General features: G+C 56.8%; 20 protein-coding genes. 4 read left to right on the forward strand and 16 right to left on the reverse strand.

Going from position 1 to position 23,439, the window contains the following annotated elements:
• Positions 1–26: 26 nt before the first annotated feature.
• From AB6K10_RS07570 to AB6K10_RS07595, 6 genes are all read right to left on the reverse strand, one after another.
• Positions 27–1,187, reverse strand: a complete 1,161-nt coding sequence (locus AB6K10_RS07570; RefSeq protein ID WP_339118354.1) for an EAL domain-containing response regulator — start codon at positions 1,185–1,187, stop codon at positions 27–29.
• A gap of 164 nt (positions 1,188–1,351) precedes the next feature.
• Entirely contained in the window at positions 1,352–3,034 is a 1,683-nt protein-coding gene (locus AB6K10_RS07575) for a methyl-accepting chemotaxis protein (RefSeq protein ID WP_339118355.1), read from the reverse strand.
• A gap of 133 nt (positions 3,035–3,167) precedes the next feature.
• Positions 3,168–5,015 carry an ABC transporter ATP-binding protein gene (locus AB6K10_RS07580; RefSeq protein WP_339118356.1) on the reverse strand — a complete coding sequence of 616 codons (1,848 nt, stop codon included), beginning with the start codon at positions 5,013–5,015 and terminating at the stop codon, positions 3,168–3,170.
• Positions 5,016–5,137: 122 nt separating this feature from the next.
• On the reverse strand, positions 5,138–6,745 hold the full coding sequence (locus AB6K10_RS07585; protein WP_339118357.1) for a gamma-glutamyltransferase family protein: 1,608 nt from the start codon (positions 6,743–6,745) through the stop codon (positions 5,138–5,140).
• A 40-nt stretch (positions 6,746–6,785) separates the two neighbouring features.
• Complete coding sequence (locus tag AB6K10_RS07590; RefSeq protein WP_285262728.1) at positions 6,786–7,316, reverse strand: chromate transporter; 531 nt, start codon at positions 7,314–7,316, stop codon at positions 6,786–6,788.
• Positions 7,313–7,870 carry a chromate transporter gene (locus AB6K10_RS07595; RefSeq protein ID WP_339118358.1) on the reverse strand — a complete coding sequence of 186 codons (558 nt, stop codon included), beginning with the start codon at positions 7,868–7,870 and terminating at the stop codon, positions 7,313–7,315. Before AB6K10_RS07595 ends, AB6K10_RS07590 begins: the two co-directional genes overlap by 4 nt.
• Before the next feature lie 192 nt (positions 7,871–8,062).
• Between AB6K10_RS07595 and AB6K10_RS07600 the strand changes: the two genes are divergently transcribed.
• Both AB6K10_RS07600 and AB6K10_RS07605 read left to right on the forward strand, forming a co-directional pair.
• Positions 8,063–8,731 (forward strand): FCD domain-containing protein, encoded by a 669-nt coding sequence (locus AB6K10_RS07600; protein WP_339118359.1) that lies wholly within the window; start codon positions 8,063–8,065, stop codon positions 8,729–8,731.
• 95 nt (positions 8,732–8,826) lie between these two features.
• Positions 8,827–9,393 carry a DUF1415 domain-containing protein gene (locus AB6K10_RS07605; RefSeq protein WP_253016820.1) on the forward strand — a complete coding sequence of 189 codons (567 nt, stop codon included), beginning with the start codon at positions 8,827–8,829 and terminating at the stop codon, positions 9,391–9,393.
• On the opposite strand, the gene AB6K10_RS07610 is transcribed toward AB6K10_RS07605, so the two are convergent.
• From AB6K10_RS07610 to AB6K10_RS07625, 4 genes are all read right to left on the reverse strand, one after another.
• On the reverse strand, positions 9,371–11,026 hold the full coding sequence (locus tag AB6K10_RS07610) for a diguanylate cyclase (RefSeq protein ID WP_339118360.1): 1,656 nt from the start codon (positions 11,024–11,026) through the stop codon (positions 9,371–9,373). The two genes, AB6K10_RS07605 and AB6K10_RS07610, sit on opposite strands and share 23 nt — an antisense overlap.
• A gap of 123 nt (positions 11,027–11,149) precedes the next feature.
• Positions 11,150–13,027, reverse strand: coding sequence for a methyl-accepting chemotaxis protein (locus tag AB6K10_RS07615; protein ID WP_368473614.1), 1,878 nt, complete (start codon positions 13,025–13,027; stop codon positions 11,150–11,152).
• A 12-nt stretch (positions 13,028–13,039) separates the two neighbouring features.
• Positions 13,040–14,716 carry a methyl-accepting chemotaxis protein gene (locus tag AB6K10_RS07620; protein ID WP_339118361.1) on the reverse strand — a complete coding sequence of 559 codons (1,677 nt, stop codon included), beginning with the start codon at positions 14,714–14,716 and terminating at the stop codon, positions 13,040–13,042.
• 342 nt (positions 14,717–15,058) lie between these two features.
• Positions 15,059–15,562 carry a GNAT family N-acetyltransferase gene (locus tag AB6K10_RS07625; protein WP_339118362.1) on the reverse strand — a complete coding sequence of 168 codons (504 nt, stop codon included), beginning with the start codon at positions 15,560–15,562 and terminating at the stop codon, positions 15,059–15,061.
• 109 nt (positions 15,563–15,671) lie between these two features.
• Here AB6K10_RS07625 and AB6K10_RS07630 point away from each other — a divergent pair, with 109 nt between their 5' ends.
• Positions 15,672–16,304 (forward strand): LysE family translocator, encoded by a 633-nt coding sequence (locus AB6K10_RS07630; RefSeq protein ID WP_159341361.1) that lies wholly within the window; start codon positions 15,672–15,674, stop codon positions 16,302–16,304.
• Positions 16,305–16,314: 10 nt separating this feature from the next.
• Here AB6K10_RS07630 and AB6K10_RS07635 read toward each other — a convergent pair whose 3' ends face one another.
• The 4 genes from AB6K10_RS07635 to AB6K10_RS07650 all read right to left on the reverse strand — a co-directional run bounded on the left by AB6K10_RS07635 (position 16,315) and on the right by AB6K10_RS07650 (position 20,875).
• Positions 16,315–17,307, reverse strand: a complete 993-nt coding sequence (locus AB6K10_RS07635; RefSeq protein ID WP_159341362.1) for an LLM class flavin-dependent oxidoreductase — start codon at positions 17,305–17,307, stop codon at positions 16,315–16,317.
• A 110-nt stretch (positions 17,308–17,417) separates the two neighbouring features.
• Entirely contained in the window at positions 17,418–18,104 is a 687-nt protein-coding gene (locus AB6K10_RS07640; protein WP_159341363.1) for an SDR family oxidoreductase, read from the reverse strand.
• A gap of 74 nt (positions 18,105–18,178) precedes the next feature.
• A complete protein-coding gene (locus tag AB6K10_RS07645; RefSeq protein WP_285262720.1) occupies positions 18,179–19,444 on the reverse strand; it encodes a nitrate regulatory protein in 1,266 nt (421 codons plus the stop codon).
• Between the two features lie 78 nt (positions 19,445–19,522).
• Positions 19,523–20,875: an MFS transporter gene (locus tag AB6K10_RS07650; protein WP_339118363.1), complete on the reverse strand. Its 1,353-nt coding sequence runs from the start codon at positions 20,873–20,875 to the stop codon at positions 19,523–19,525.
• 19 nt (positions 20,876–20,894) lie between these two features.
• Between AB6K10_RS07650 and AB6K10_RS07655 the strand changes: the two genes are divergently transcribed.
• Positions 20,895–21,182: a hypothetical protein gene (locus tag AB6K10_RS07655; protein ID WP_159341366.1), complete on the forward strand. Its 288-nt coding sequence runs from the start codon at positions 20,895–20,897 to the stop codon at positions 21,180–21,182.
• A gap of 29 nt (positions 21,183–21,211) precedes the next feature.
• Here AB6K10_RS07655 and AB6K10_RS07660 read toward each other — a convergent pair whose 3' ends face one another.
• Together AB6K10_RS07660 and AB6K10_RS07665 are read right to left on the reverse strand one after the other, a co-directional pair.
• The gene (locus AB6K10_RS07660; protein ID WP_339118364.1) at positions 21,212–22,231 is read right to left on the reverse strand and encodes a patatin-like phospholipase family protein; all 1,020 of its coding nucleotides are present in this window, start codon (positions 22,229–22,231) and stop codon (positions 21,212–21,214) included.
• An 85-nt stretch (positions 22,232–22,316) separates the two neighbouring features.
• Positions 22,317–23,417 (reverse strand): CZB domain-containing protein, encoded by a 1,101-nt coding sequence (locus tag AB6K10_RS07665; protein ID WP_253016844.1) that lies wholly within the window; start codon positions 23,415–23,417, stop codon positions 22,317–22,319.
• Positions 23,418–23,439 lie beyond the last annotated feature (22 nt).

Here is a 23,439-nt window from a genome sequence, read left to right on the forward strand (position 1 = left end):
TGGGTGTTGTCGACCAGGGGCGGCGACTAGGCGCGCTTAGCGATTGTCATTTGATGATCCAACCACCCATCGAACTGCACTGACGAGAGAGGGCGAGAGATGAAGTAGCCTTGCCCAACGGGGCAGTGCGCTTTGGCGAGCAGCGCCTGCTGCTCTGCGTTTTCAATCCCCTCTGCCACGACGCTCATCCCGAGACGCGCGCCAAGCTCGACAATGGAGAGCGTAATGGCTTGAGCGCTGGGCTCGCTATCGATGAGGGATACAAAGCTTCGATCAATTTTTAACTCATCAAACGGCAGTCGGTAGAGCTGTGTTAACGATGAGTAACCCGTGCCGAAGTCATCAAGCGCTAACTTGCATCCCCGTTTACGTAGTTCATCCAAGACGTGTCGAGCATAGCCCAAGCACTCCACGCCGACGGATTCTGTCAGCTCCAGCGTAACGTTAGTCATATCGATGGGATACTGGCTGCATAGCGTATCGAACATCGTCAGCATTTTTTCGGCTTTGATAAATTCTGCAGGCACGTTAACGGCGATGCTTAGCGGCAACCCACGGGCATGCCAAGCAGCCAGCTGTGCAAACGAGAGCTCTAAAATACACCAAGTCAGCGGCACCATCAGTCCGCTTCTTTCGGCCAGGGGAATAAAGTTATCAGGGTAAATGGTACCGCGCATTGGATCTTCCCAGCGCACTAAGGCCTCTGCGCCCACAACTGCACCTGTCGCCAGCGATACCTTTGGTTGCAGTGCTAGGCAAATATGCTGCTGCTTGATCGCCTGGGCCAGCTCGCCCACCGAGGGTGGTTTCGGCGATGACTCAATTTGCTCGATAAACGCGCTAAGGCCGGTCATTAGCTTGGCCTTAGGTAAAAAGCCCAGCATCTTTAGCCCCTTAGATTTACCTTCGGCAATTGCGTGCGCGGCAATTTCATCAGAGCAGCTGCTTAACAGCAAAATAGGCGCATTCATTTTTAGATCATAGAGATAATCCAGTATATCCAGCCCAGTAAAATCGCCCAAGCCAAAATCCAGCACGATTAGGTTAGTGTTAAGTAGGGTAGGTTTACGCGCCAGCTCTCCCAAGCATCCGGCGGTGGCAACGTCAAACCCATGGCGGCTTAGCAACATTTTGCCTAGCAGCTGGATATCGACGTCATCATCAATCACTAACGCACTGGGCGGCATGATATGTCCTTTCAAATAGGTACGCGCAGCGTTTTAAGTAAGTGTTATTGCCAGCGCACTGACGCAATGCCTGAGTCGGCAATGCAAAAGCGCCTTCAGGTGCCAGGGAGGAGCCTGAAGACGTAGAGATGAATAGGGTTAAACGATTGGCTTAGTGGGCATCATCAAAAAGACTCCCATTCAGGGGTAGACTGACGAACCAAATTTCTAGGTAGCGTTGAGGCTAACTGTAGTGTGCTTTTATTAGTTTGATCAAGAGATACGTGACGCCCTGAATCAACGATGGGTGGGCTATTGCTCAGTTTAAAAGAGCCCACCAATGCGCTCAGTCGATCTGCCTGTTCACGCAGCTCAGCGGCGGCAGCGCTGGACTCCTCCACCATCGACGCATTGTGCTGCGTCATGCTATCCAGTTCGTTTACCGCGTCATTGACTTGACCAATGCCCACGCTCTGCTCTTTTGCGCCTGCGCTGATCTCTGCCACCACGTCGGCGACGCGCTCGATACTTTGCATCATGCTGTGCAGCGTATCGCTGGCGGCTTTCACTTGGGAGACGCCCGAGTGGGTGCGTTCCGCCGAGGTACTGATCAGTTCAGAGATGCTCTTTGACGCGTCACTGGTACGGCTGGCGAGAATGCGCACTTCTTGTGCGACCACCGCAAAGCCCCGGCCATGCTCGCCCGCTCTGGCCGCTTCCACTGAGGCGTTCAGTGCCAGAATATTGGTTTGAAAGGCAATGCTTTCGATCATGGTCACGATTTCACCGATTTGGCTAGACGACTCGCTAATACTGCCCATGGTTTTCTGAACGTTCTGCATGGCGTTCAAACCTTGATGGGCGATGTCGCGGGTCGATAGTGCAAGCTGGTTGGCTTGTTGGGCAGATTCGGAGGCATTGTTTACCACCGCCGCAATTTGCTCCATGGAGGCAGAGGTTTGCTGCAAGTTGGCCGCGGCCTGTTCAGTACGTGAAGCAAGTTCTTGGCTGCCTTTGGCAATTTCTGTGGAGGCGTGCTGAAGACTGACGGTGCTGTGGCTCACTGACTGCAGCGTGTCGTCGATACGCTTAATAAAAGCGTTGAACTCTATAGCGAGCTCTCCAATCTCATCTTTTCGCTGATTGTGGATTCGTGCTGTTAAGTCACCATCACCCTCAGTAATTTCCTTAATTCTTGCGCTTACTTGTTGTATGGCTCTCGACATCATTTTAGGGCCGATGAAAGCGATAAATAGTACAATTAAAAATACAATGGCTGAAAAAGATAATGTAGCAGTTTGCTGAGCTTTTATTCTATTTAACACGGATTTTTCAGCTTCCAGTGTTGCAGTCTCGATGCTTTGGTCCGATATGTCATATAGTGCGCGAAGGCGTTCGAAGCTATCTAGTGAGGTTCCAGTTAATAAAGTTAATGAAGCTTCTATGTTATTGTTGTCATAAAGTTCAAATGCTTGTGTGCTCACTGTTCTCCAATCTGAGTAAAGGGTTTCAAAGTCTTCTAGGTGACTTGTCAAAGAGGGATATTTCTGCATGCTCTGCGCATAACTTTGCATCCTATCGTAGGCTTGTTGAGCGTTTTCTTCAAAGCTGGCGCGTAGTTGACGACGTTTTTCAGATGATGCAGGTGTCAATACATACTCCATTTGAGCTACGCGAGCTTGATATAAGTCACGATCTGCATTGAGTGTCGCCGACATGGCTGGAATATAATTTTCGATAAAAGTATTGAGGCGGCCTTTTACCATGTTAACCAGCAAAGCGTCTGCAATCACGACTGCTAGAAGTGATAAAGCTACGACGATAAAAGCGGTTGCATACTTAAAGCTGATTTTGTTAATCGTTTTCATTTGAGAACACCCCTGACCCCTGTTTTAGGATGCTATCAATATACGTTCAGATTTAGTGGCTGGCGATGACTGAAAAGGAAGTGTCACTATTGTTTACGATTGAAAGCTGCTAAAAATAAATTGTAAATAAAAGTCATTTATATCCCTCCGCCTGCAAATGAAACAGCGACGCATAGCGCCCGTTGTCTTCAAGCAGCGTTTCATGGGTGCCGCGTTCGATGATGCGCCCTTGGTCGATGACGATGATTTGGTCGGCGCTGCGGACGGTCGAGAAACGATGGGAGATCAGAATCGTCATCTTGTCGCGGCTGTGATCACGAAAGCGGGCAAAGACATCCGCCTCGGCGGCGGCATCCATGGCAGCGGTAGGCTCGTCTAGCACTAAGATATCGGCCTCTTTGCGCATGTAAGCGCGGGAGAGTGCCACTTTCTGCCACTGGCCGCCGGAAAGCTCTTGGCCGTTTTTAAACCAGCGCCCTAGCTGGGTTTGGTAGCCGTCGGGCATGCGCTTGATGAAGTGATCGGCCAGCCCGTCTTTCGCCGCCTGCTGCCAGCGCTGCTGATCATCGAAGGCGGTGGTGTCGCCCACCCCAAGGTTTTCCCCAACGGTGAGCTGATAGCGTACAAAGTCCTGAAAAATTACGCCCACCCGTGCCCTCAGCGCTTGGGTGTCCCACTCGTTGAGGTCGCTGCCGTCTAGCAAAATTCGCCCTTTTGTGGGTCGGTAGAGCCGGGTCAAGAGCTTGATCAAGGTGGTTTTGCCCGATCCGTTTTCACCCACTAGGGCAAGACTGCTGCCGGGGACGATATGCAGCGAAATATCGTGCAGCACCTCACGGCCGCCGGGATACGCAAAGCTCACCTGCTCGAAACGTAGCCCGTCGTTGGGAATGGCGCCCTGGGTCACATGGCCCGTATCGGCCTCGGTGGGCTGTTCCAGATATTCGTAGAGGTTGGAGAGGTAGAGGTTATCTTCATACATGCCGCTCACGGCTGTAAGGCTGGCGGACAGTGCGCTTTGCCCCTGCTTGAAGACCATCAGATACATAGTCATTTGACCCAGCGTTAGCGCGCCGATAACGGTTTCGACGACGACCCAGCCATAGGCCGCGTAGAATGTCAGCGTACCCAATAGCCCGAGCACGAACCCCCAACCCTCTCGGCGCAGTGTCAAGCGGCGATCTTCGGCAAACAGCTGATGAAAGATATCTCGGTAGCGCTGCAGAAAGCGCTGCTCTAAACCAAACAGTTTGACCTCTTTAATGCTGTCTTCACGAGCCAGTACGGTTTCCAGGTACATCTGCATGCGGGTTTGCGGCGAGCGCCAGCGAAATAGCCGGAAGGCATCGCCGGAGAATTTCGCTTCGGAAAGAAACACTGGCAGCGCTCCCACCACCAAGATCAGCAGTGCCCAGGGAGAAAACTGCACCAACAGGAAGGCAAAACTGCCGAGGGAAATGGCGTTCTGCAGCAGCCCAAAGGTTTTATTGACCAGCGCTAGTGGGCGGGTCGAGGCTTCTCGTCTAGCACGGGTGAGCTGATCATAAAGCTCCGAATCCTCGAATTGGCTCAGCGACAGCGTGCCCGCTTTTTCCAAAATCATCACGTTCACTTTCTGCCCGAGCAGCGCTCTTAACAGCGACTGCTGGGCCGAGAGGCCACGCTGGGCTAACGCCATCAGGGCAATGATGCCGCCTTCCAACGCCACTAACCCCAGCACTGGAGTGAGCGTTGCCCATAAGTCAGGGTTGCTCGCTGTCTCATAGCTTTCCATCGCCGCCAGCACGCCATCAACAATCAGTTGGCCCACATAAGCCGCCACAGCGGGCAGCACGCCAGCCACCAGCGTGCAAAGCGCCAAGCCCAACATCATCCAGCGGGAGGTGTCCCATACCAATGCCAGCGCACGGCGGCTATAGCGAAATACGCTAAAGAAGCCGCTGAAGGGAGAGGAGGAAGGAGAGGAAGAGGACGGCATCATGGCGTTAGCAACATCGAAAAGTAAGGAGCACCAGCATTAGTAGGCCGCCATGATGCGGTGCTTTGGCGTTGATAGCCAGCCTGCTGCCCCAGAGAGGGCAGCAGGTGATGGGGTGAAAAGCGCTACAGCGGCAGCACGGCCCCATCGGTGCGCGGTTCAGTACCGCCTTGCAGCACGCCGGTATCAGAATTACGGAGAATAATTTGGCCACGGCCAAAGCTAATCGAATCCGCCACCTTAACAATCTTGTGGCCGCGCCGAGCGAGGGCGAGCGCCAAGTGGTTGGGGAAATCCGCTTCCACTTCCACGGTTCTGCCGGTTGTCCACTTCCAACGAGGCATATCCAGCGCGGCCTGTGGGTTTAACTGATCCTCAATCATGGCGGTGACCACCTGCACTTGGCCCTGAGGCTGCATATAGCCGCCCATGACGCCAAACGGCCCAACGGCTTGATTATCTTTGGTGATAAACCCGGGAATGATGGTGTGGTAGGTGCGCTTGCCGGGTGCCAGAGCATTCGCATGCTCTGGGTCTAGCGAGAACGACCAGCCACGGTTTTGCAGGCTAATCCCGGTGCCGGGAACCACCATGCCGGAACCAAAGCCTTTAAAGTTACTTTGGATAAACGACACCATATTGCCTTCGTCGTCAGCCGTGGCTAGGTAGACGGTGCCGCCTTGCAACGGGTTGCCGTGCGCCGGGTCAACGGCCTGATCACCGATCAGCGCAGCGCGTGCGGTGAGGTAGGCATCATCTAGCATCTGCTCGGTGGTGGGAGCCATCGCGCTGCGTTCGGTGATGTGTTTAAAGCCATCCATATAGGCAAGTTTAGTGGCTTCAATTCGTCGGTGTAGGGTTTCAACGGCATCCCCTGGGCACGGGTCTAATCGTTCCAGCATGCCGAGTGCTTGCAGCACGATCATACCGCTGCCGTTCGGTGGAATTTCCCAAATATCATGGCCTTGGTAGCGCACGCTAATCGGGTCGACCCACTCGGGCTGGTAAGCGGCCAAATCCTCTTTACGGATGAGGCCGCCATGCTCGCGGGAGAACGTATCGATGGCCTCAGCCAGCTCTCCGCGATAAAACGCGTCGGCTTTTGTCGCGGCAATCGCGGCTAAGCTTTTCGCATGGCCAGGGGCGGACCATAGCTCGCCTGGGCGCGGTGCCCGGCCTTTAGGGGCAAAGGTATCGAACCAGGGTTGGAAGGCAGTGTCGGGGTAGGTCGCGTAGTGATGGAAGGCCTCTTCCCACATTTGATGGATGATCGGAGTCACGGCAAAGCCCTCTTCTGCCAGCGCGATGGCAGGCGCTAGCAGTTCCGCAAAGGGCAGTTTACCAAAGCGCTCAGAGAGCGCCGCCCAGGCCGCAGGCGCGCCAGGCACGGTAACAGGCAGCATGCCGTGGTTAGGCATAGCGTCATGGCCAAGCGCTTTCAAAGCCTCAATCGTGGCTGCCTGCGGAGCAGGGCCGCTGGCGTTGAGGCCATGTAGCTTTCCATCGACCCACACAATTGCGAAGGCGTCGCTGCCAATGCCGTTAGACGTAGGCTCTACCACAGTGAGTGCGGCGGCGGTGGCAATCGCCGCATCAATGGCATTGCCGCCTTGCTGCAAAATAGTGATACCTACCTGGGCGGCGAGCGGCTGAGAGGTGGCCACCATACCGCGTTTGCCGAAAGTGGCCATACGACGTGAGGCACTGGGGTAATAGAGAGCGTTGTTATGCATGGGAGTCCTTTCTCGTGAAGGAGGGCGCTAAGAGAGGTTATCAGCCTAACAAAAGCCCTCCATAAACCAAGGCGCCGATAACAACAAAGGCGGGATGGGTGTTGAAACGCACAAGCGCGATCGCGGCCACGATACCGATAATCAGCGTGTGGAGGAGGCCGCTTGCCGCCATACTTTCTGTGAAAAAACCGAGGGTAAGCCACGCCATCATCATGGCAATGACGGGGCGTACCCACTGGCTCATGCGCTTGACGCGCGGGGAGTCGCGGTGGCGATAGAGAAGCCCGAGTGCGCCAAGCATGAGCAGCAGGGAAGGGACCACCGTGGCAGCCACGGCCACGAACGCCCCACCAATGCCGGCGACCTCATAGCCCACATAGCCCGCCATTTTGGTGGCGATCGGGCTCGGGAGCGCATTGCCGAGCGCCAAGGTTTCGGCAAAGCCCTGTGAGGTCATCCAGCCGTAGCGGCCTACCACTTCCGCCTCGATCAGCGGAATGATGGCGGGGCCACCGCCGTAGCCAATGATGTTAGGAATGAAAAACGCTAAAAAGAGATCCCAATAAATCATGCGGCACCCTCCGCGCGTTTTTTACCGGAAGGGCGCAGCAGTGCGGCGAGCAGAATGGCCCCAATCACCCAGCCGGGGTGAACGCCGAGCCAATAAATCACGCCACCAGCGATGACCGCCATCACAAGGCTGACAAGCCAGCCCAGGGCGGCTTTGGATTTATCGAAGAAGTCCCAGGTAAGCTGAGCCATCATGACCATGACCACGGGAACGACCGCTTGCCCCATGCCGCGTATCCAACCCACGTCGCGGTAGCGGCTAAAAATGCCTAGCATCACAATCATGGCAACGATCATCGGCAAAATGATGGCGATGACCGCAGCAACGCAGCCGCTGGTGCCTGCCACGCGATAACCGATGTAGCCGGGCATTTTGGTGGCAATGGGGCCGGGTAGGGTGTTGCCAATGGCGAGCACGTCGGCAAACTCTTCATCCGTGAGCCACTGGTGGCGTGTCACGACTTCCGCGCGGACCAGCGGTATCATGGCAGGGCCGCCGCCAAAGCCGAAAATGCCGACGCGGAAAAATGCCCAAAAGAGTGCGGTTTGCTTCATGGGGTTAACGCCTGAAGAGGAGGCCATGGGGTCAGCAACATAAAAAGAGTGCCCTGTTTATCGTTTGTAGATTAAAAAATCGATTATTTTTTCTAAAATAGAATATAGGTGAGCCCCGCAAGAGGCGTCAACACGTCACCATGGGTTTTTCGTTAACCGATCCCTGGCAAATGTATGCAAAAGGACTCCGGAATGAACAAGCATATGCAGCTTCCCACTAGCAGCGCCTCAAGCCCTATTTATGATGTGCTGCGTCGGGACTTGGTCGGCGGTCGCTTCAAAGCGGGTGAGAAACTCGCCATCAACGCGCTGAAAGAGCAGTACCAAGTCGGCCTCAGTCCGCTCCGTGAGGCGCTGAACAAGCTGGCGGCGTATGGGCTGCTGGTGCAGGAGAATCAGCGCGGGTTCAGGGTACCCAAGCTCTCCCGCGAAGAGCTCGATGACATTGCCCGGCTGCGCACCGAGTTGGAGGGCATGGCGTTAGAGCGGGCCATTGCCCACGGCGATGCCGTATGGGAAGCCGATTTGCTGGCGGCAGCGCATCGGCTCAAGCGCGCCGACATTACCTTGGATAAAGGCGAGGAGTGGGAACGGCTGCACACTCAGTTTCACCGCACGCTCGTGGCACCTTGTGGTTCGGTGTGGTTATTACGGTTTATTGAGCAGTTGCACGACCAGTTCGACCGCTATCGGCGTTTAGGGCCAAAGATGCCCACCATCCGCCAAGAGCTGGATGAACAGCACCACGAATTGGTCGAACTGGCGCTTCAGCGCGACGCCATCGCTGCACGGGCACTGATGGATGACCATATCCACAAATCTTACGAAGTCGCGTTGGCTCGTTACCAGCAGCACGCCTGACGTATTTGCCAGGGGATCCCTGTACACTGTGGGCCAGCGCGTGGCACTCGCCACTTGAATGAACGCAGGTAAAGAAGGCCACCGTGGGAGTGGGTATGACGCAAGAAGCCGATCAGCAAGTCGTGGAACAGACACTCGCGTGGGTGCGCCAATTTATCGTAGGGCACGACATTTGCCCTTTCGCCAAGCGGGAGTTGGAGAACGACACGATCCGTGTGGAAGTCGTGCGTTCCAAAAAGTTACAGGTGGCGCTCGAAGAGCTGGCGGCGGAGCTTGCGTGGCTCGATGAGCATCCTGACACCGAAACCACGCTGATCGTCTTCCCGACGCTGTTCAAGAGCTTCGATCATTACCTGGATTACGTCGACATGGCTGACAACCTGCTAGTTGAGCTGGGTTACGAAGGGGTATATCAGCTAGCCACGTTTCATCCCGACTACTGTTTCGACGATGCTGACCCCGATGATGCTGCCAACTACTCGAACCGTTCACCCCATGCCATGGTGCACGTGCTGCGCGAGGCCAGTGTCGAGAAAGCCATCGCGTTTTATGGGGACACGGCCGCCATTCCCGAGCGGAATATCGCTTACCTGAGCGCCCTTGGCAGCGTCGCCGCCGAAGCGCAGCGGCAGGCATGTTTCAATGCGCTTCCCCATAAATGACCAGTCGGTGTTTTCCTTTGTTTTTGGCTTGATAGAGCGCGATATCGGCCAGTTGGATGACCTGCTCGATATCGTGGCCGTGTTGAGGCCACCATGCGGCGCCCAAGCTGCAGCCGACTTGCGCTCGGTGTCCGCCGGGCAGCAGAACGGGCGTTGCGATACGTTGTAGCAGCCGCTGACCCACGTCCGTTACAAGATAGGCGCTGTGCTCGGCGGTGCTTTTGAGAATCATCACGAACTCATCGCCTCCTAAACGGGCTACCACATCGCCGCTGCGTAGCGTTGACTTGAGGCGCTGAGTGATTTCGATCAGCAACAAATCCCCCGCGTGATGACCAAGTTCATCATTGACCCGTTTGAAGCCATCCAAGTCGAATAGCAGGACGATCACACTCTGCTGCTGGCGATGTGCGTCAGGCAGCGTGTGCTGTAGGTACTGGGTTAGAAAGGCGCGGTTAGGCAACCCGGTCAACGGATCGGTGTTGGCCAAATCTTCCAAACGGCTAATGGTCTGGCGCTGGTCGATCAAGCGCTCCACCATGTCGCGCATGGAGGTCGATAGCCGCTTCAGCTCGGGAGAGCCGGTTTCCAGGGTGATGACGCCGCGGTGGGTGGCCGCTTGAATGTTGTCGGCTGCCCGGGCAAGGCGCGTCAGCGGTGCGACCAAACGGGACGCGACGAGCCAGCCAATGATGGAAAACATCAGCGCCACCAGCAGCCCCGTTCCTAATATGAGCTCGTAAAGCTGCTCGACGGGCGCAAAAGCGTTGGTCACGGGCTGTCGGCTCACGGCGACCCAGCCCAAACCTGGAAAGTCTCCAAATCCTTGGCTTCGGGCTACGCCCGTGACATAGCGCTGTCCGTCTGGCCAGGTTTCGATGGACCACGCAGGCGTTGGGCTATCAGAAGCGTTCTCCAGGAACGCCAGCGATTCACCGATGAGCTCCTCCGGCCCGAGAATGACCCTGCCTTGAGAAGAGAGCAGGAGTAGTTCCGTTTGCTGTGCGCGAAGCTGTGGGGAAAACATGGAGTTCTTCACCTGCGTTGCCCACTCCCAGCTCAGGTGTACGCCCAACACGCCGGTAAAGGTGCCGCGTTGGTCGTAAAGGGGCGCGGCGATATCGACAAATTGAACGGGCTCGCCAGTGGGGTTGGGAAGTAGCTGGGCCAGCATGACGGCATCATGCACGTCGCCTACCCACAGTGCTTGCCGTCCCTCGATAAACACGGGCCGCTGAGCAATCGACGTCCCTTCGAGAACTCCTCCGGTAGAGGCGACGACCAGGCCAGTGGCATCCGTCACGCCAATCCAGGAAAGCACGTCATAGTTGCGCTGCAGGTGTTCGAGCTGCGCGCGTACCGAGAAGCGGTCGGTGCGGTCGGCAAACTCTTGAATACCCAGCAGCAGGCGCACTTCTTTGATCCGCGCATCCATGCTGCGGTTGAGCTTATCCACCATTTGGTAAGCGGTATCGGCACTGCTATAGCCAATATTCGCCTCGAGCTGAATGGCCGCTTCCCGGGAAGCGACCCAACTCAGCAGTAGCGTAATGGCGACCACTAACGAGGTGATGAGGCCAATGATGCGTGTGCGTAGAGAAACACGCCTCAAAAGGGACGAGTGGTTAGGCATGGGTGGGCCAAGCACGTTGTGGTAATGAGAAGACCCTAGCGTAATTTTTGTTATGGCACGAATCGGCGGGGTCAACGGAGGCCGCGTGGGCATGGGGATCACCCACGCGGCCATAAGGCTTAGTTAAAATTCTTCCCACTCGGGCTCAGCGGTGGGGCGCTGGCGCTGCGTTACGCTCTTGCTTGGCGAGGGAGCGTGTAAACGCTGGGCAGGCGCAGAAGCGGGTTGAGCAAGCGCCGCGTGGCGGCTGGTGCCGTTGAGCCGGAACGCGGCGACCAGGTCTGCCAGTCGAGACGCTTCGTCTTGCAGCGAAGCCGATGCGGTGCTGGTCTCCTCTACCAAAGAGACGTTCTCCTGGGTGGCGGAATCCATCTCGGCAATCGCGGTGCTGATTTGGCTAATGCCGGACTCCTGCTCCTTTGCTGCCAGCGCCAGTTCTTGCATCATATCGTTGACGCGTACGATGGCTTGGTTGATGTCATCCATGCTTTCGCCATTTTTCAGCGCCTGATCGGCCCCTTGCGCGATACGGCTGGCGATATCCTCGATCATCGTACGAATCTCTTTCGAGGAGTTGGAGGTTTTCGTTGCCAGCGAGCGCACCTCACTCGCTACGACGGCGAAACCACGGCCGTGTTCCCCCGCGCGTGCAGCTTCCACCGAGGCGTTCAACGCCAAAATATTGGTCTGGAAGGCGATGGAGTCGATGACCTGAATGATCTCGTTGACTTTCTGCGAGCTGGCCTCCAGTTCGCGCATCAGCACGCTGGTTTGCTCCGACTCCTGCTTGCCGTGAGCCGCTTTTCTGGAAGCATCCTGTGTCAGGCGCTCGGCCTGAGCAGCAGTGTCGGCGTTTTGACGAACGATGGAGGAAATCTCATCCATGCTGGCAGCGGTTTGTTGCAGTGCGGCTGCCTGCTGTTCGGTACGTGAGGCGAGATCCTGGCTGCCGCCGGCAATTTGGCGAGAACTCGCCGCAACAGCGGTGCTGCTTTGCGAAAGCGTGCCTACCATGGTTTGCAGCTTGCCCTGCATGTCGTGCATGGCGCTGTAGAGTCGGCCAATTTCGTTTTTGCCACGAGATTCGATTTGGCTGGTCAAATCGCCTTTGGCAATATGCTCACACAGCTCCACCGCGCGCTGTAGCGGACGGACGATGAGCCTTTTGATACCAATCTGTACGATAATGAAAAGCAATAAGGCAAGTAGAATTAGTACACCGCTGATGATCATCGTAACGGTGTGTAGGCGTTCTGCAGAGCTAATCTCTTCTGATGACAAGCTTTGTGCTCGCTGATTAAAGCTGCGCACAGACTCAGAGAAGGGCTCAAAATTGTCATTGATGCGCTCACGATGGCCCATCAAAGCGGCTAAGTTTCCTGACGCTAGGTCGGTGCGTAGATCGCTCGTTACAAGTTGGTTAAATCTGGTTTGCAAAGCTTGAATGATGGGGGCTCTGAGAGCGTTGCTGGGTACTTCTACCTCTGAAAACTGCTCGAAACGTGATTCTGCTCGTTCCAAAGCCGCTCTTGCTAACTCAAGAGTTTCTTGTGCCCTGACGGTATCTCCATCTTCACTGTACTCATTGAAGCGGCCCAAACGCACCCTTAACTCCATTAGATTAATTTCTGCGCGATTGATAGCAGCGACTTGCTGAGCAGCGATCTCATCGACGCGGCGTAAACTATCCATCACATCAAGCTTGGTTAATATACCTGTCGCTGCTATAGCCAGTAGGGCAAGCAGCATTAGCCCTTGCACTGCTGCTAGCAAGTGTTTGACAGATAGGTTTCTCATATTGGTTACTCTCATAGGCACGATAAGGTGAGGAGCTTTTGGTACGAGGTAGGGGAGCCTCGCTTGTACATTATCGACACAACGAGAGTGATATTGAGAGGTGTGGATCGCTTTTTTCACACTTATTTGCAAAGGTGTGGTTTTAAGCAAGTGACATCTGTGCTTGCCATACAAAAGGGCCAGCAAGCTGGCCCTTTTTGCCATCGACGCAATGGGTTAAAACGCTTCCCACTCTGGCGTGGCGGCGACCCGGGAAGGAGCGGCCGCCGCCAGCGGCGAGGCGTAAGACGTTTTGAACGTTTGCTGCACGGCAAGCGGGATTTGGCTGTCGCGCAGGGTGTGCGCAAGACGCTTCAATTTGAACTCGTTCACGAGTTCGGCCAGGCGGCCGGCTTCGTCCTGCAACGAGGCAGACGCCGTACTGGTTTCTTCGACGAGCGAAACGTTCTCTTGTGTCGCCGCGTCCATTTGAGACACCGCCGTACTGACCTGGCTGATACCGGAATCCTGCTCCTTCGCGGCCAGCGCTAGCTCCTGCATCATTTCCGTCACTTGTACGATCGATGCGTTGATGTCCGCCATGCTCTGGCCATTACGCGTGGTTTGTTCGGCCCCTTGCGCAATACGCTGTGAAATGTCCTCGATCAACTCACGAATCTCTTTGGAAGACGTAGACGTTTTGGTGGCTAGCGAGCGCACTTCACTGGCGACCACGGCAAAGCCGCGTCCGTGCTCTCCCGCCCGAGCGGCTTCCACCGAGGCGTTCAGCGCGAGAATGTTGGTTTGGAAAGCAATCGAGTCGATGACTTGAATGATGTCGTGCACTTTGTGGGAGGTTTCTTCGAGCTCACGCATTAGCTGGCTGGTGTGCTCGGAAGCCTGCTTACCGCTAGTGGCTTTCTTGGCGGCCGCTTTCGTGAGCCGTTCGGCCTGCTCGGCGGTATCCGAGTTCTGACGGACGATCGAAGAGATTTCATCCATGCTGGCTGCGGTTTGCTGCAGTGCGGCGGCTTGCTGTTCCGTTCGCGATGCTAAGTCCTGGCTGCCACCAGCAATCTGCTTGGAGCTACTGGCCACGGCTTCACTGCTTTGATTGAGCGTGCTGATCATCTCTTCGAGTCGATCCTGCATATCATCCATTGCTGCGTAAAGGCGGCCTATCTCATTACTGCCACGGTCTTCAATCGTGCTGGTGAGATCGCCTTTAGCGATGTTTTCGCAAATGTTGACGGCGCGCTGTAAAGGGGTGAGCAGATATTTATTAATCGTTGCTTGCATCGTGATATAGAGCACGAGGGCTAGCACGACCAAAAAGCCGACCGTCATACCTAGAACTTGGCTATCGCGCAGAGTCTCTGCCGTTCGGGTATCGCCATAGTCCAGCGCAAAGCGGTTAAAGTCGCCCACCGCCTGACCAAAGGCTAAAAAAGCGGGATTGATGGTTTCTTTATAGTCGATCAATCCTTCGATATCCGCACTGGCAAGCATCGACCTAAGTTCGCTTGTCGCTGCAGCGTTATAGGTGTCATTGATCGTGGAGAGGTAGGAGAAGCGCTCGTCGTCAGGGCCAGTGGGAACGCTATTCATCGCTTCGATTCTAGCGTCCGATACGGCGAGGCTCTCTTTTGCAGAGGTCAGTGCATCGTCGACGTTGGCCATCATCCCATTTTGGTAATGCTGAGACAGACGCTCTAATCGAACCCGCATTTCCATGAGGTTGGTCTCTGCCCTAGCCGCCGAACTCGATTGTAGTGCGCTGATATTATTGACGTCTTCTAGATAGGTAGCCGCCTTGCGTTCGCCCAAATAGCCAAGGAGCCCTACGCCCATCAGCATGATTAAAAGCACGACGAGTGCGCCCGCTATCAGGGTTTTTACTGATATTTTTTGCATGTCCGTTCCCTTTATGATCCCAACACCTGACGTAGTGTTAACGTGGGATTTAAAAGATAGCAGTGAAATCTTATGGGCACGCAGAGGTTGTTTTTATTTAGATATCTTGTTTTAAACGATTGTTTTCATTAATTTATCGAAAATCAAACGACCATTGTTTCATTAAGTGAATTAAGACGACATAACGTATCGCCACACGCCCCTCAGCGGCAGCCGTGTGATGTTTATGTATCGTCACGATAGCGTGCGAAAGTCAGGGTTAATAACTAGAGACAATGTTATTTTTTGCAGCGTTGAATGGCAGCATAAGCGGGGCCATGCTGCCGTGGGCGGGAAGAACGCTTAATGGGCGGTCAGCGCTTTGTACATGACATGGGTATCCACAAACCCCAAGGAGGCGTGCCGATAGGCGTTAGGTACCGTGCCGACAATCTCGAAGCCCAGACGTTGCCATAACGCGACGGCCACCTGATTGCTGGCGACGACGGCGTTGAACTGCATGGCCTTAAAACCCAGCGCCAACGCTTCCCGCTGAGAGTGTTCGCACATGGCCCTGGCGACGCCTTTGCCCCGTGCGTTGGGGGTGACCATGTAGCCACAGTTGCACACATGGCGGCCGGGGCCTGCGGCGTTGGCTTTCAAGTAGTAGCTGCCCAGTAGCTCGTCATGCTCATCTTTGACGGCCATGCTTAGGAGCGGCGTTTGGCACCAAAACGCGAAAGCCTCCTCTTGACGAATCCCTGGATCTATCGCGTAGGTTTCCTGGGCGGCTACAATGGCCTGAAACGTAGGCCAGAAGAGCGCGAACTCGTTGGCTGTCATCGGGGAAAATTGAAGGCTGGACATGAGGTTTCTTCCGTTGATGTCGTCATGAGCGACGTTAGCACAATCGAGGAGAGATCTGTGCCGCTGGTACGTTGATCAGTGAACCACTGGACCGCGAGAGGACACGGCCATGACCGTTGAGAGCGCACTGACCTACTTTTTGGCGATCTTTGTCTTCGCCGTGACGCCCGGGCCGGGTATTTTTGCTCTGCTGGCCAAGGGAATGTCAGCGGGCGCGCGGCCCTGTTTACCGCTGGCCCTAGGCATGACGGTCAGCGATGTGATCTACCTACTGCTCGCGTTCTACGGGCTGGCTGCCTTGGCGGAGAACTGGGGAGGCGCCTTCACGCTGCTACGCTACGCCGGTGCCGCCTACCTCTTTTACCTAGGGTGGAAAATGTGGACGGCCGAAGTTACGGCGCAGACGTTGGAGGCCTTCCCAGCCAGTAGCGGTGCTTGGCGTCGGGATAGCGCGAAGAGCTTTCTTCAGGGCTTTCTCATTTCAGCGTCCAACCCCAAAGTCATCCTGTTCTACATCGCTTTCTTGCCGACCTTCATCGACCTGACCGTGCTCGAGCGTAGCGATATGATCCTCGTGGTCGGTTTGACGTTGCTCGGGCTAATGATGGGGTTGATGTTGGTTGCGTCGTTTGCCTCGTCTGCGCGGCGCTTCTTCCAGTCCGAGCGCGCCCAGAAAGGCACCAACCGTACAGCCGGTTCATTGATGATGGCTGCGGGTGCCTTTCTGGTCGCCAAAGGGTGAGACACGTGGCTTAACGGGCCACCTGAGCCACGATTTCATAGCTACGCAGGCGGTCCGCGTGACTGTAGAAATCGCTATTGATCATCAGCTCGTTCGCCCCCGTACGTTCTTGAAACGCCTCTAGCTGTGCTTTGACCGTTTCGGGGCCACCGATGATGGCCGCGCCCAAAAACTGTTCTACCTGAGCGCGCTCCATGGGCGACCAATCCAGTGCGTCTACGGGGGGCAGTGACTGGGTTGGTTTACCGCGAATCAAATTCAAGAATTTTTGCTGCGCGGTGGTGGCCAGGTAGTGCGCCATTTCGTCGCTTTCAGCCGCCATGACCGGCAAGCCGACCATGGCATAAGGCGCGTCTAAATGCTCGGACGGGCGGAAGTTATCCCGATAGAGGCGCAGAGCCTCGAACAGATAGCCGGGGGCGAACTGGGCGGCAAACGCGAAGGGAAGGCCCAGTTTGGCGGCGAGCTGGGCGCTGTAGCCGCTAGAACCCAGCAGCCAAATGGGCACGTGCGTGCCCTGGCCGGGCACCGCTTTGACGGTTTGCTGTGGGTCTTCTTCGCCAAGGTAGCGGCGCAGCTCTTCTAAACGCTCGGGAAAATCGTCGACGCCTGCATGGGCATGGCGGCGCATCGCTCGCATGGTGGCACCGTCAGAACCAGGGGCGCGCCCTAAGCCCAGGTCGATGCGCCCTGGGTACAGTGTCTCCAGCGTGCCAAACTGCTCTGCAATTACCAGCGGTGGGTGGTTCGGTAGCATGATGCCCCCGCTGCCTACGCGGATGGACGATGTTTGGCCCGCCACATGACCTATCAAGACCGAAGTGGCGGCACTGGCAATACCGGCAATGTTGTGGTGCTCGGCTAGCCAGTAGCGCTGATAGCCCAACGATTCCGCATGCTGGGCCAGGGATACGCTGTCACGGAACGTTTCCCCCGCGCTGCCGCCTTGACGAATGGGCGCAAGGTCTAGAACGGAGAGGGCGGTGCTCGCAAGTTGGCTCATAAATCACCTGATAAACGTGCATGGTGCGTGCAGTGATTCGTTAGCACGCTTCATAATGCTGCGTTTATGTGGGCAGTTCTGGGCAATTGCAAGCCGTCGTCACGTGAACGTCACGCTTTGGGGGGCGTGGGGCGTACCAAGATCTCGTTGACATCCACATGCGGCGGCTGTGAGAGCGCGTAAATCACCGCATTGGCTATATCACGATCTTGCAGAGCGTACTCGGGTGGTTCATCAAAGAAGGGCGTGTCGACCATGCCGGGTTCGATCAGCGTCACCCGCATGCCGGTGCCGCGCAGCTCTTCGCGTAGATTGTAGCCAATGCCGGTGACCGCCCATTTGGTGGCGCTGTACATGGAGCCAGGGATGGTCGTGCGGCCTGCTGCCGAGCCGGTCAGCAGCACGTGCCCTTGGCGGCGTTTCAACTCCGGCAGGCAGGCTTGCAAGGTCAGGCCAACCCCGTAGATGTTGGTCAAAATCATCTCTCGCCAAGCGTCGTGGTCGGCGCTGCTAAAGCCGCCTGGCGAGCCGCCGCGGCCCGCATTGGCAAAGACAGCGTCGATTCGGCCAAAGGTTTCGATGGCGTGTTCCACCATGGCCTGCTGCTGCTTCAGGTCGGTGACATCGACCTCGCACGTCAGCACGTTCTCTGGGCCTAGCTCCTGGGCAAGGGAGGTTAGCTTGTCGGCAGAGCGCGCGGCCAGCACCAGTTGATACCCTTCACGGGCCGCTGCGCGAGCGGTGGCAGCGCCAATACCGCTGGAAGCGCCGGTAATTAACAGTACACGATCATGCATCCTAGGCTCTCCTTGCAAATAGGGGAAGTTTCAGCATGGCTAAAACCCAACGAGGTTGCAAACGCGCTTCCGCGTTAGGGTTTTTCTTGCCGACGTTGCAGCATGGCAGAGAGATCCAGGATCGAACGTGCCATATCGGCCATGCTTTTGCTTTGATCCATCGAGGTTTTACGCAGAAAGCGGTATGCCTCCTCCTCGCTCATGGATTGGTGGGCCATGATGAGTCCTTTGGCCCGTTCGATCAGCTTGCGTTCGCGCAGCGCTTTGCGGGTATTTTCCAGCTCGTCGCTGAGCCCCTGTAACCGGCTCGATTGGGCGTGCGTCAACTCCAGCAGCGAGCGGCTCAAGGGCGAATTGAGAGCGCTGGCGGTCAAATCCCCCAGCGGCTGAGACGGGGTGAGGGCAAGAAGCTGTTCACACGGGGCCGGAAGCGGCGTGTCGGGGGTGGCCTTAGCCTGGTCCAGAGCGGCCTGGGCGTGAGCTATTTTATGGTGGCAAAGAGCCGTGAGCTGGGTGTTCAGCGTGTCTTCTACCGTCTTGATGGTATCGATCCGTAGGGTGGTCAGCTCATACCAGGTTTCCCCTAGCGTATTGCCTGAGGCCGTTTGATGGTGCGAACGCTGGCAAGCGATGTCGCGTAACTGACAAATACCGGCCAGTGTTCGGGGTGAGAGCGACTGCTGCCAAGCGCTCAGCGCTTCTGGAGTAGCAAATTCGGCAAACGTATCGAAGCAGCGCTGCTGCGCCTCGACGAGCTGGTTGAGCAGCGTACGATGGGCGTTATCGAAGTGGCCCAAGGTGAACCCAAAAGCACCGCAAGCGCGCTCTTGTCCAGCAAGCTCCTTCCCCTGCATCAAGTGGAAAATCGCCACCAGGGCGCGGGTGATGTCGGGGTCGACTGCGGTATCGGCGGCTTCGAAGACGATGGCCAATAAACCGCTGATGAGGTGATTGAAGGCCTGCGTGGCCGCATCGGGTGAGATATGAAAGGTATCGATGGCTTGGCGCAGAGCGTCGAGTTCATCCAATGCCAGCCAAACGGCGGCAATGCGGCGAAGCAAGCGTGCGGTGGCTTGTGGCCGCGCTTCTTGGCTTAGCGTTTCCAAGCGCAGGCGCATCGAGGCCTCGGCCGCTTGGCTATGTTGCACGTAACTCGTTCGGCGGGTCTTGAAACGTTTGCCCTTGGACGCCAGATAAATCGTCGAGGCACCGCGTTCGCGCTGCAGTACATGAATGAACTGACTGATATCGCTCACGATATCGGCGGTCGTGGCGAGATGGTGGAGGTTATCGATGTCGCAGCGCAGGGCGGTGAAGAGGAGCTGTTGTGCAGAAGACATGTTGATTTCCTTAATACTCGCCGCCAAAAGGTAAACGCCCCCACAGCGATGCGCATGCAGGGGCGGTGTTAATTAATATTAGCGTAATGAGAGCGCGCCTGCTCCCGCATCGTCGCCCGCCGCGTCACGGTATGCGCTGGCCTCTTCGGCTTCGGTGGCGTCGCTAAAGCGGACCACCAACACGCAGGAGGCCAGCACCAGCACGGTCAATCCCAAATAGAAAAGGCCCTGCTGGTAGCTCAAACTTTCGTTGCGAAACAGGAACGCTGCTGATACGGCCCCTACGTTGCCACCCGCCCCGACGATACCGGCCACGGCGCCCAAGGCTTTTTTATTGATGAAAGGTACGACGCCAAAGGTAGCGCCTTCGGCCATTTGGACGAACAGGCTAAACACCAGCATGATGCCGATGGCGAGGCTGAGGACGTGCATCTGTGAGAATGCGACCAACGCGATGCCTTCGCACACCAGGGCAATGAAGAGCCAGCGCACGCGTCCCTTGAGTCCGCCCTGCTTGGCGAACAGGTCAGAAAACACGCCGCCCAACGTGCGCGCGAAGATATTCATCAGGCCGAAGAGCCCGGCGATCAGCCCGGCAGTGGCGAGCGTCAGGTCGAATTTGTCGAAGAAGTAAATGGCGGCAATGTTGTTGATCGTCAGCTCGACGCCAAAGCAGAGCCCGTACACCACGAACAGGGCCCATACGCGGATATCCTTCGCCGCTGCCAGGAAGCTTTGGGCGGCACCGTGCTCACCGGTGGCGTAAGGTAATTCACCGCGCGCGCGCAGCTCGCTGAAGTTGCCGTTGGGGGCGTCTTGTGTGAACAGCCAGTAGGCAATGCCGGTGAAGAACAGCACGACGCCGGGCACCACCATGGCCAGACGCCAGCCGAGCGCTTCGTTGACCCCTAGCATCAGCATGCCGGCAAAGATCAGTGGCATGACGATTTGGGTGGTTCCGCCGCCAAGATTCCCCCAGCCGGCGCTGGTGGCATTGGCCGTGCCCACCACGTTAGGGGCAAACATGAGGGTGGTGTGGTACTGGGTAATCACGAACGATGCGCCGATGGCGCCAATGGCCAAGCGCGCCAGTAAGAACGTTTCGAAACTATCGGCGAGGCCAATCCCCATGACAGGAATGGACCCCAGTACCAGCAGTCCGGTGTAGGTTTTGCGTGGTCCGACTCGGTCGCAAAGCACGCCAATCAACAAGCGAACGATCACGGTGATCGCCACCGATGCAATGATGGTATTGCCGATTTGGGTTTGCGTCAGGGCGAGGTCTTCGCGCACCACGGCCATGAGCGGCGCGATACCGAACCAGCCGAAGAAGCAGATGTGGAATGCAAACCAGGAGAGGTGAAACGCCCGCATTTGCGGCGTCGAGAAGTTGAGTAGCCGAATACGGTTGGCTTTGTTGCGTATGTCCATGGGAGTGGCCTCACAGCGTATGAACGAGTTTGCCGAGACGCAACGCGCAGGCGTTACGTGGTTACGGGAACATGCCTTCACCGTTGAAGGTCAGGTTCGACGCACTCGTACCCTGTTGGGCCTGGTCCACGCCTATCACCATGATGGGAAAATAAGCAAATACTCCGCCATCGCTGTTTTATATGAATCAAAACAGATGGTTAAATTTTTTGCTACAAAGGGAACACCTTCGATGAGTGGCAAAGGTGGGGAAGCGCAGGGCGCTCGACGCTTGGTTAGCGCACTCTGCTTGGGCAGCGTGCGCTAAGTTGGGGCAGGGGCTGGGCGTGGCAGCGCTTATTCGTGTAGGTAAACCGCATCGATATCGAGTGTCGACACATGCCCCAGAGCATCGAAATGTGTGGCAAGCCACTTCTCCGCCGCTTCTCTGCCTTGCTCGAACAGGTGGCAGAAAAAGGGCCACTCGGAATTGAGCTTACTGGAAACCGAAAGGTCATCCAGGGCTTTATCACCACTTATGCGGTGGAACAGTGCTTGCTGATAGCAGTTTTCGATGCCTTGCTCGTCGAGTGCATGCTTGAGCAGCGCGATCATACGCACCTCCTTGATCAGCGCGGCGTTGAAGGTGATCTCGTTGAGTCGATTCATGATCGCCGAGGCCGAGGTGGGCAGCTCTTCGCGACGAATGGGATTGATCTGCACCAGCAGAATGTCCCGCGCGCTGCACTCCTCCATGAGCGGGAAGAGCGCCGGATTGCCCATGTAGCCACCATCCCAATACGCTTCGCCATCGATCTCTACCGCTTGAAACATGAACGGCAGGCAAGCAGATGCCATGACGGCGTCGACACTCATCTCTTCGCGGCGAAAGACGCGCTGTTTTCCGGTACGCACGTTGGTCGCGGCCACGAAGAGCTTGAGCTGGTCGCACTGACGTACGCGTTCGAAATCGATGTGGGCCGCCACGATATCGCGCAGCGGATTCAAATTGAGCGGGTTGAGCTGGTAGGGCGACACCAGGCGCGTCATCAAGTCCATGGCGATATAGCCCGGCGAGTGGTCGAGGCTCCAATTGCCGGTGAGGACATCCAGCGGGGAGCGGCGAATGGGACTGGTCATTCCCGCTCGGCTCACCGCCTGCCAAAAGGCTCGCAGTGCCTGTTGCGCCGCCTGTTTTCCGCCCCGGGTAAGGGCATCGGCCATCACGACGCCGTTCATCGCGCCAGCACTAGTGCCGCTGATGCCCTCGATCTCGATGCGGTCATCTTCCAGAAGGCGATCGATCACCCCCCAGGTGTATGCGCCATGGGCACCGCCACCCTGTAGCGCAAGGTCGAGCTTCTTTACCGATGCCATCGTCGTCCTTACCGTCTGTGATAGGAGTGCCTTTAGCATGGCATAAAAGCGTGCGGACGGAAGGGACGATCTGCACGTCCATGCGTTAGGGAGCGTCGGCCAGCGGCGACGGTCGCTGTTGGGGCAGGGGCAGGTCGAACACGGCATGCTCCATCAGACGGTCCAGCTGTTTGGCGAGCGCCACGCTGGCCTCCTCCATGAGTGCCAGCGAGGCGAGCTGGCCGGTATGGTCGCCTTGGCGCGCATAGCGCAGGGCGTCCAAACCGCTTTCATGGAAGCGACGATGGGGAACGGCCAGGGCTCGGTAGGCATCGCTCTGCTTGTAACGCTGGCCTTCACCCGTCAAGTACCAGCGGCCAAGGCTGCAGTGGTGGTGGTCGGTCAGCGGCTCCTCTTCCAAGGAGGCCGACAGCAGTTGGTGGTAGAGGCGGCTTTTCCACACGACATGCTCCAGTTTGGCCGCGTGCAAACAGGCGGTCGTGGTGCTGTGATGGATGACCTTGTACATATGGCGCGCTTGGTCGGTGAGCTGTTCGATCATCTGCTCGGCCTCGTGCGCGGCCTGAGCCAGCGCGTTGGCTGTCTCGCGCTGGTGGGCCAGGACGCGAGCATCCTCTTTGAGCATAGCGGCGGTTTGTTCGACCCAGTGATCCAACTGGTGACCTAGCTGCTGGGTGTGATCCGCTAGGTGTTGAATGTCGCTCACCACGGCGGACAAGCCGCAGGGTTCGTCATGCACATGGGCCGCTTCCAGCGCCGTGCTCATGGCCAGCGCCCGGGTGTGTCCCGCCATGCGAGCCAACTCGACACTGAGGCCGCGCAGTTCATGCAAGGCTGTTTCGCTGGCCAGCGGCGCCGCATAATGGGTGTCCGCCTGCTGGTGTCGTTGGCCCTGCTGCTGCAAACGTTGAGCGACTTTCTCGGCGTGATGTAGCCGAGTGAAAAGATCGGTGAGCGTTGCGCGCTCGCTGGCGAGCTGCTCGGCGTGATGTTCCGCGCCCGCATCGAGGGACATCAGCATGTCTGCGCCCTTGGCCTGGAGCATGCTGATCGACTCAAGAGGTGTCATCAAACTGATCGTGCGGTAGCCTCGTGCACTTTTCTCCAGGGCCAACTGAGCGTGCAGCTCAGCGACTTGCTGCTCCAGACGACGGATCGTTTGATAGGGATGCATAAAGGCAAACATGGCGGATACCTTCAGTGGTGAT

This window comes from Halomonas sp. BMC6, assembly GCF_964204995.1.
Lineage (GTDB): Bacteria > Pseudomonadota > Gammaproteobacteria > Pseudomonadales > Halomonadaceae > Vreelandella.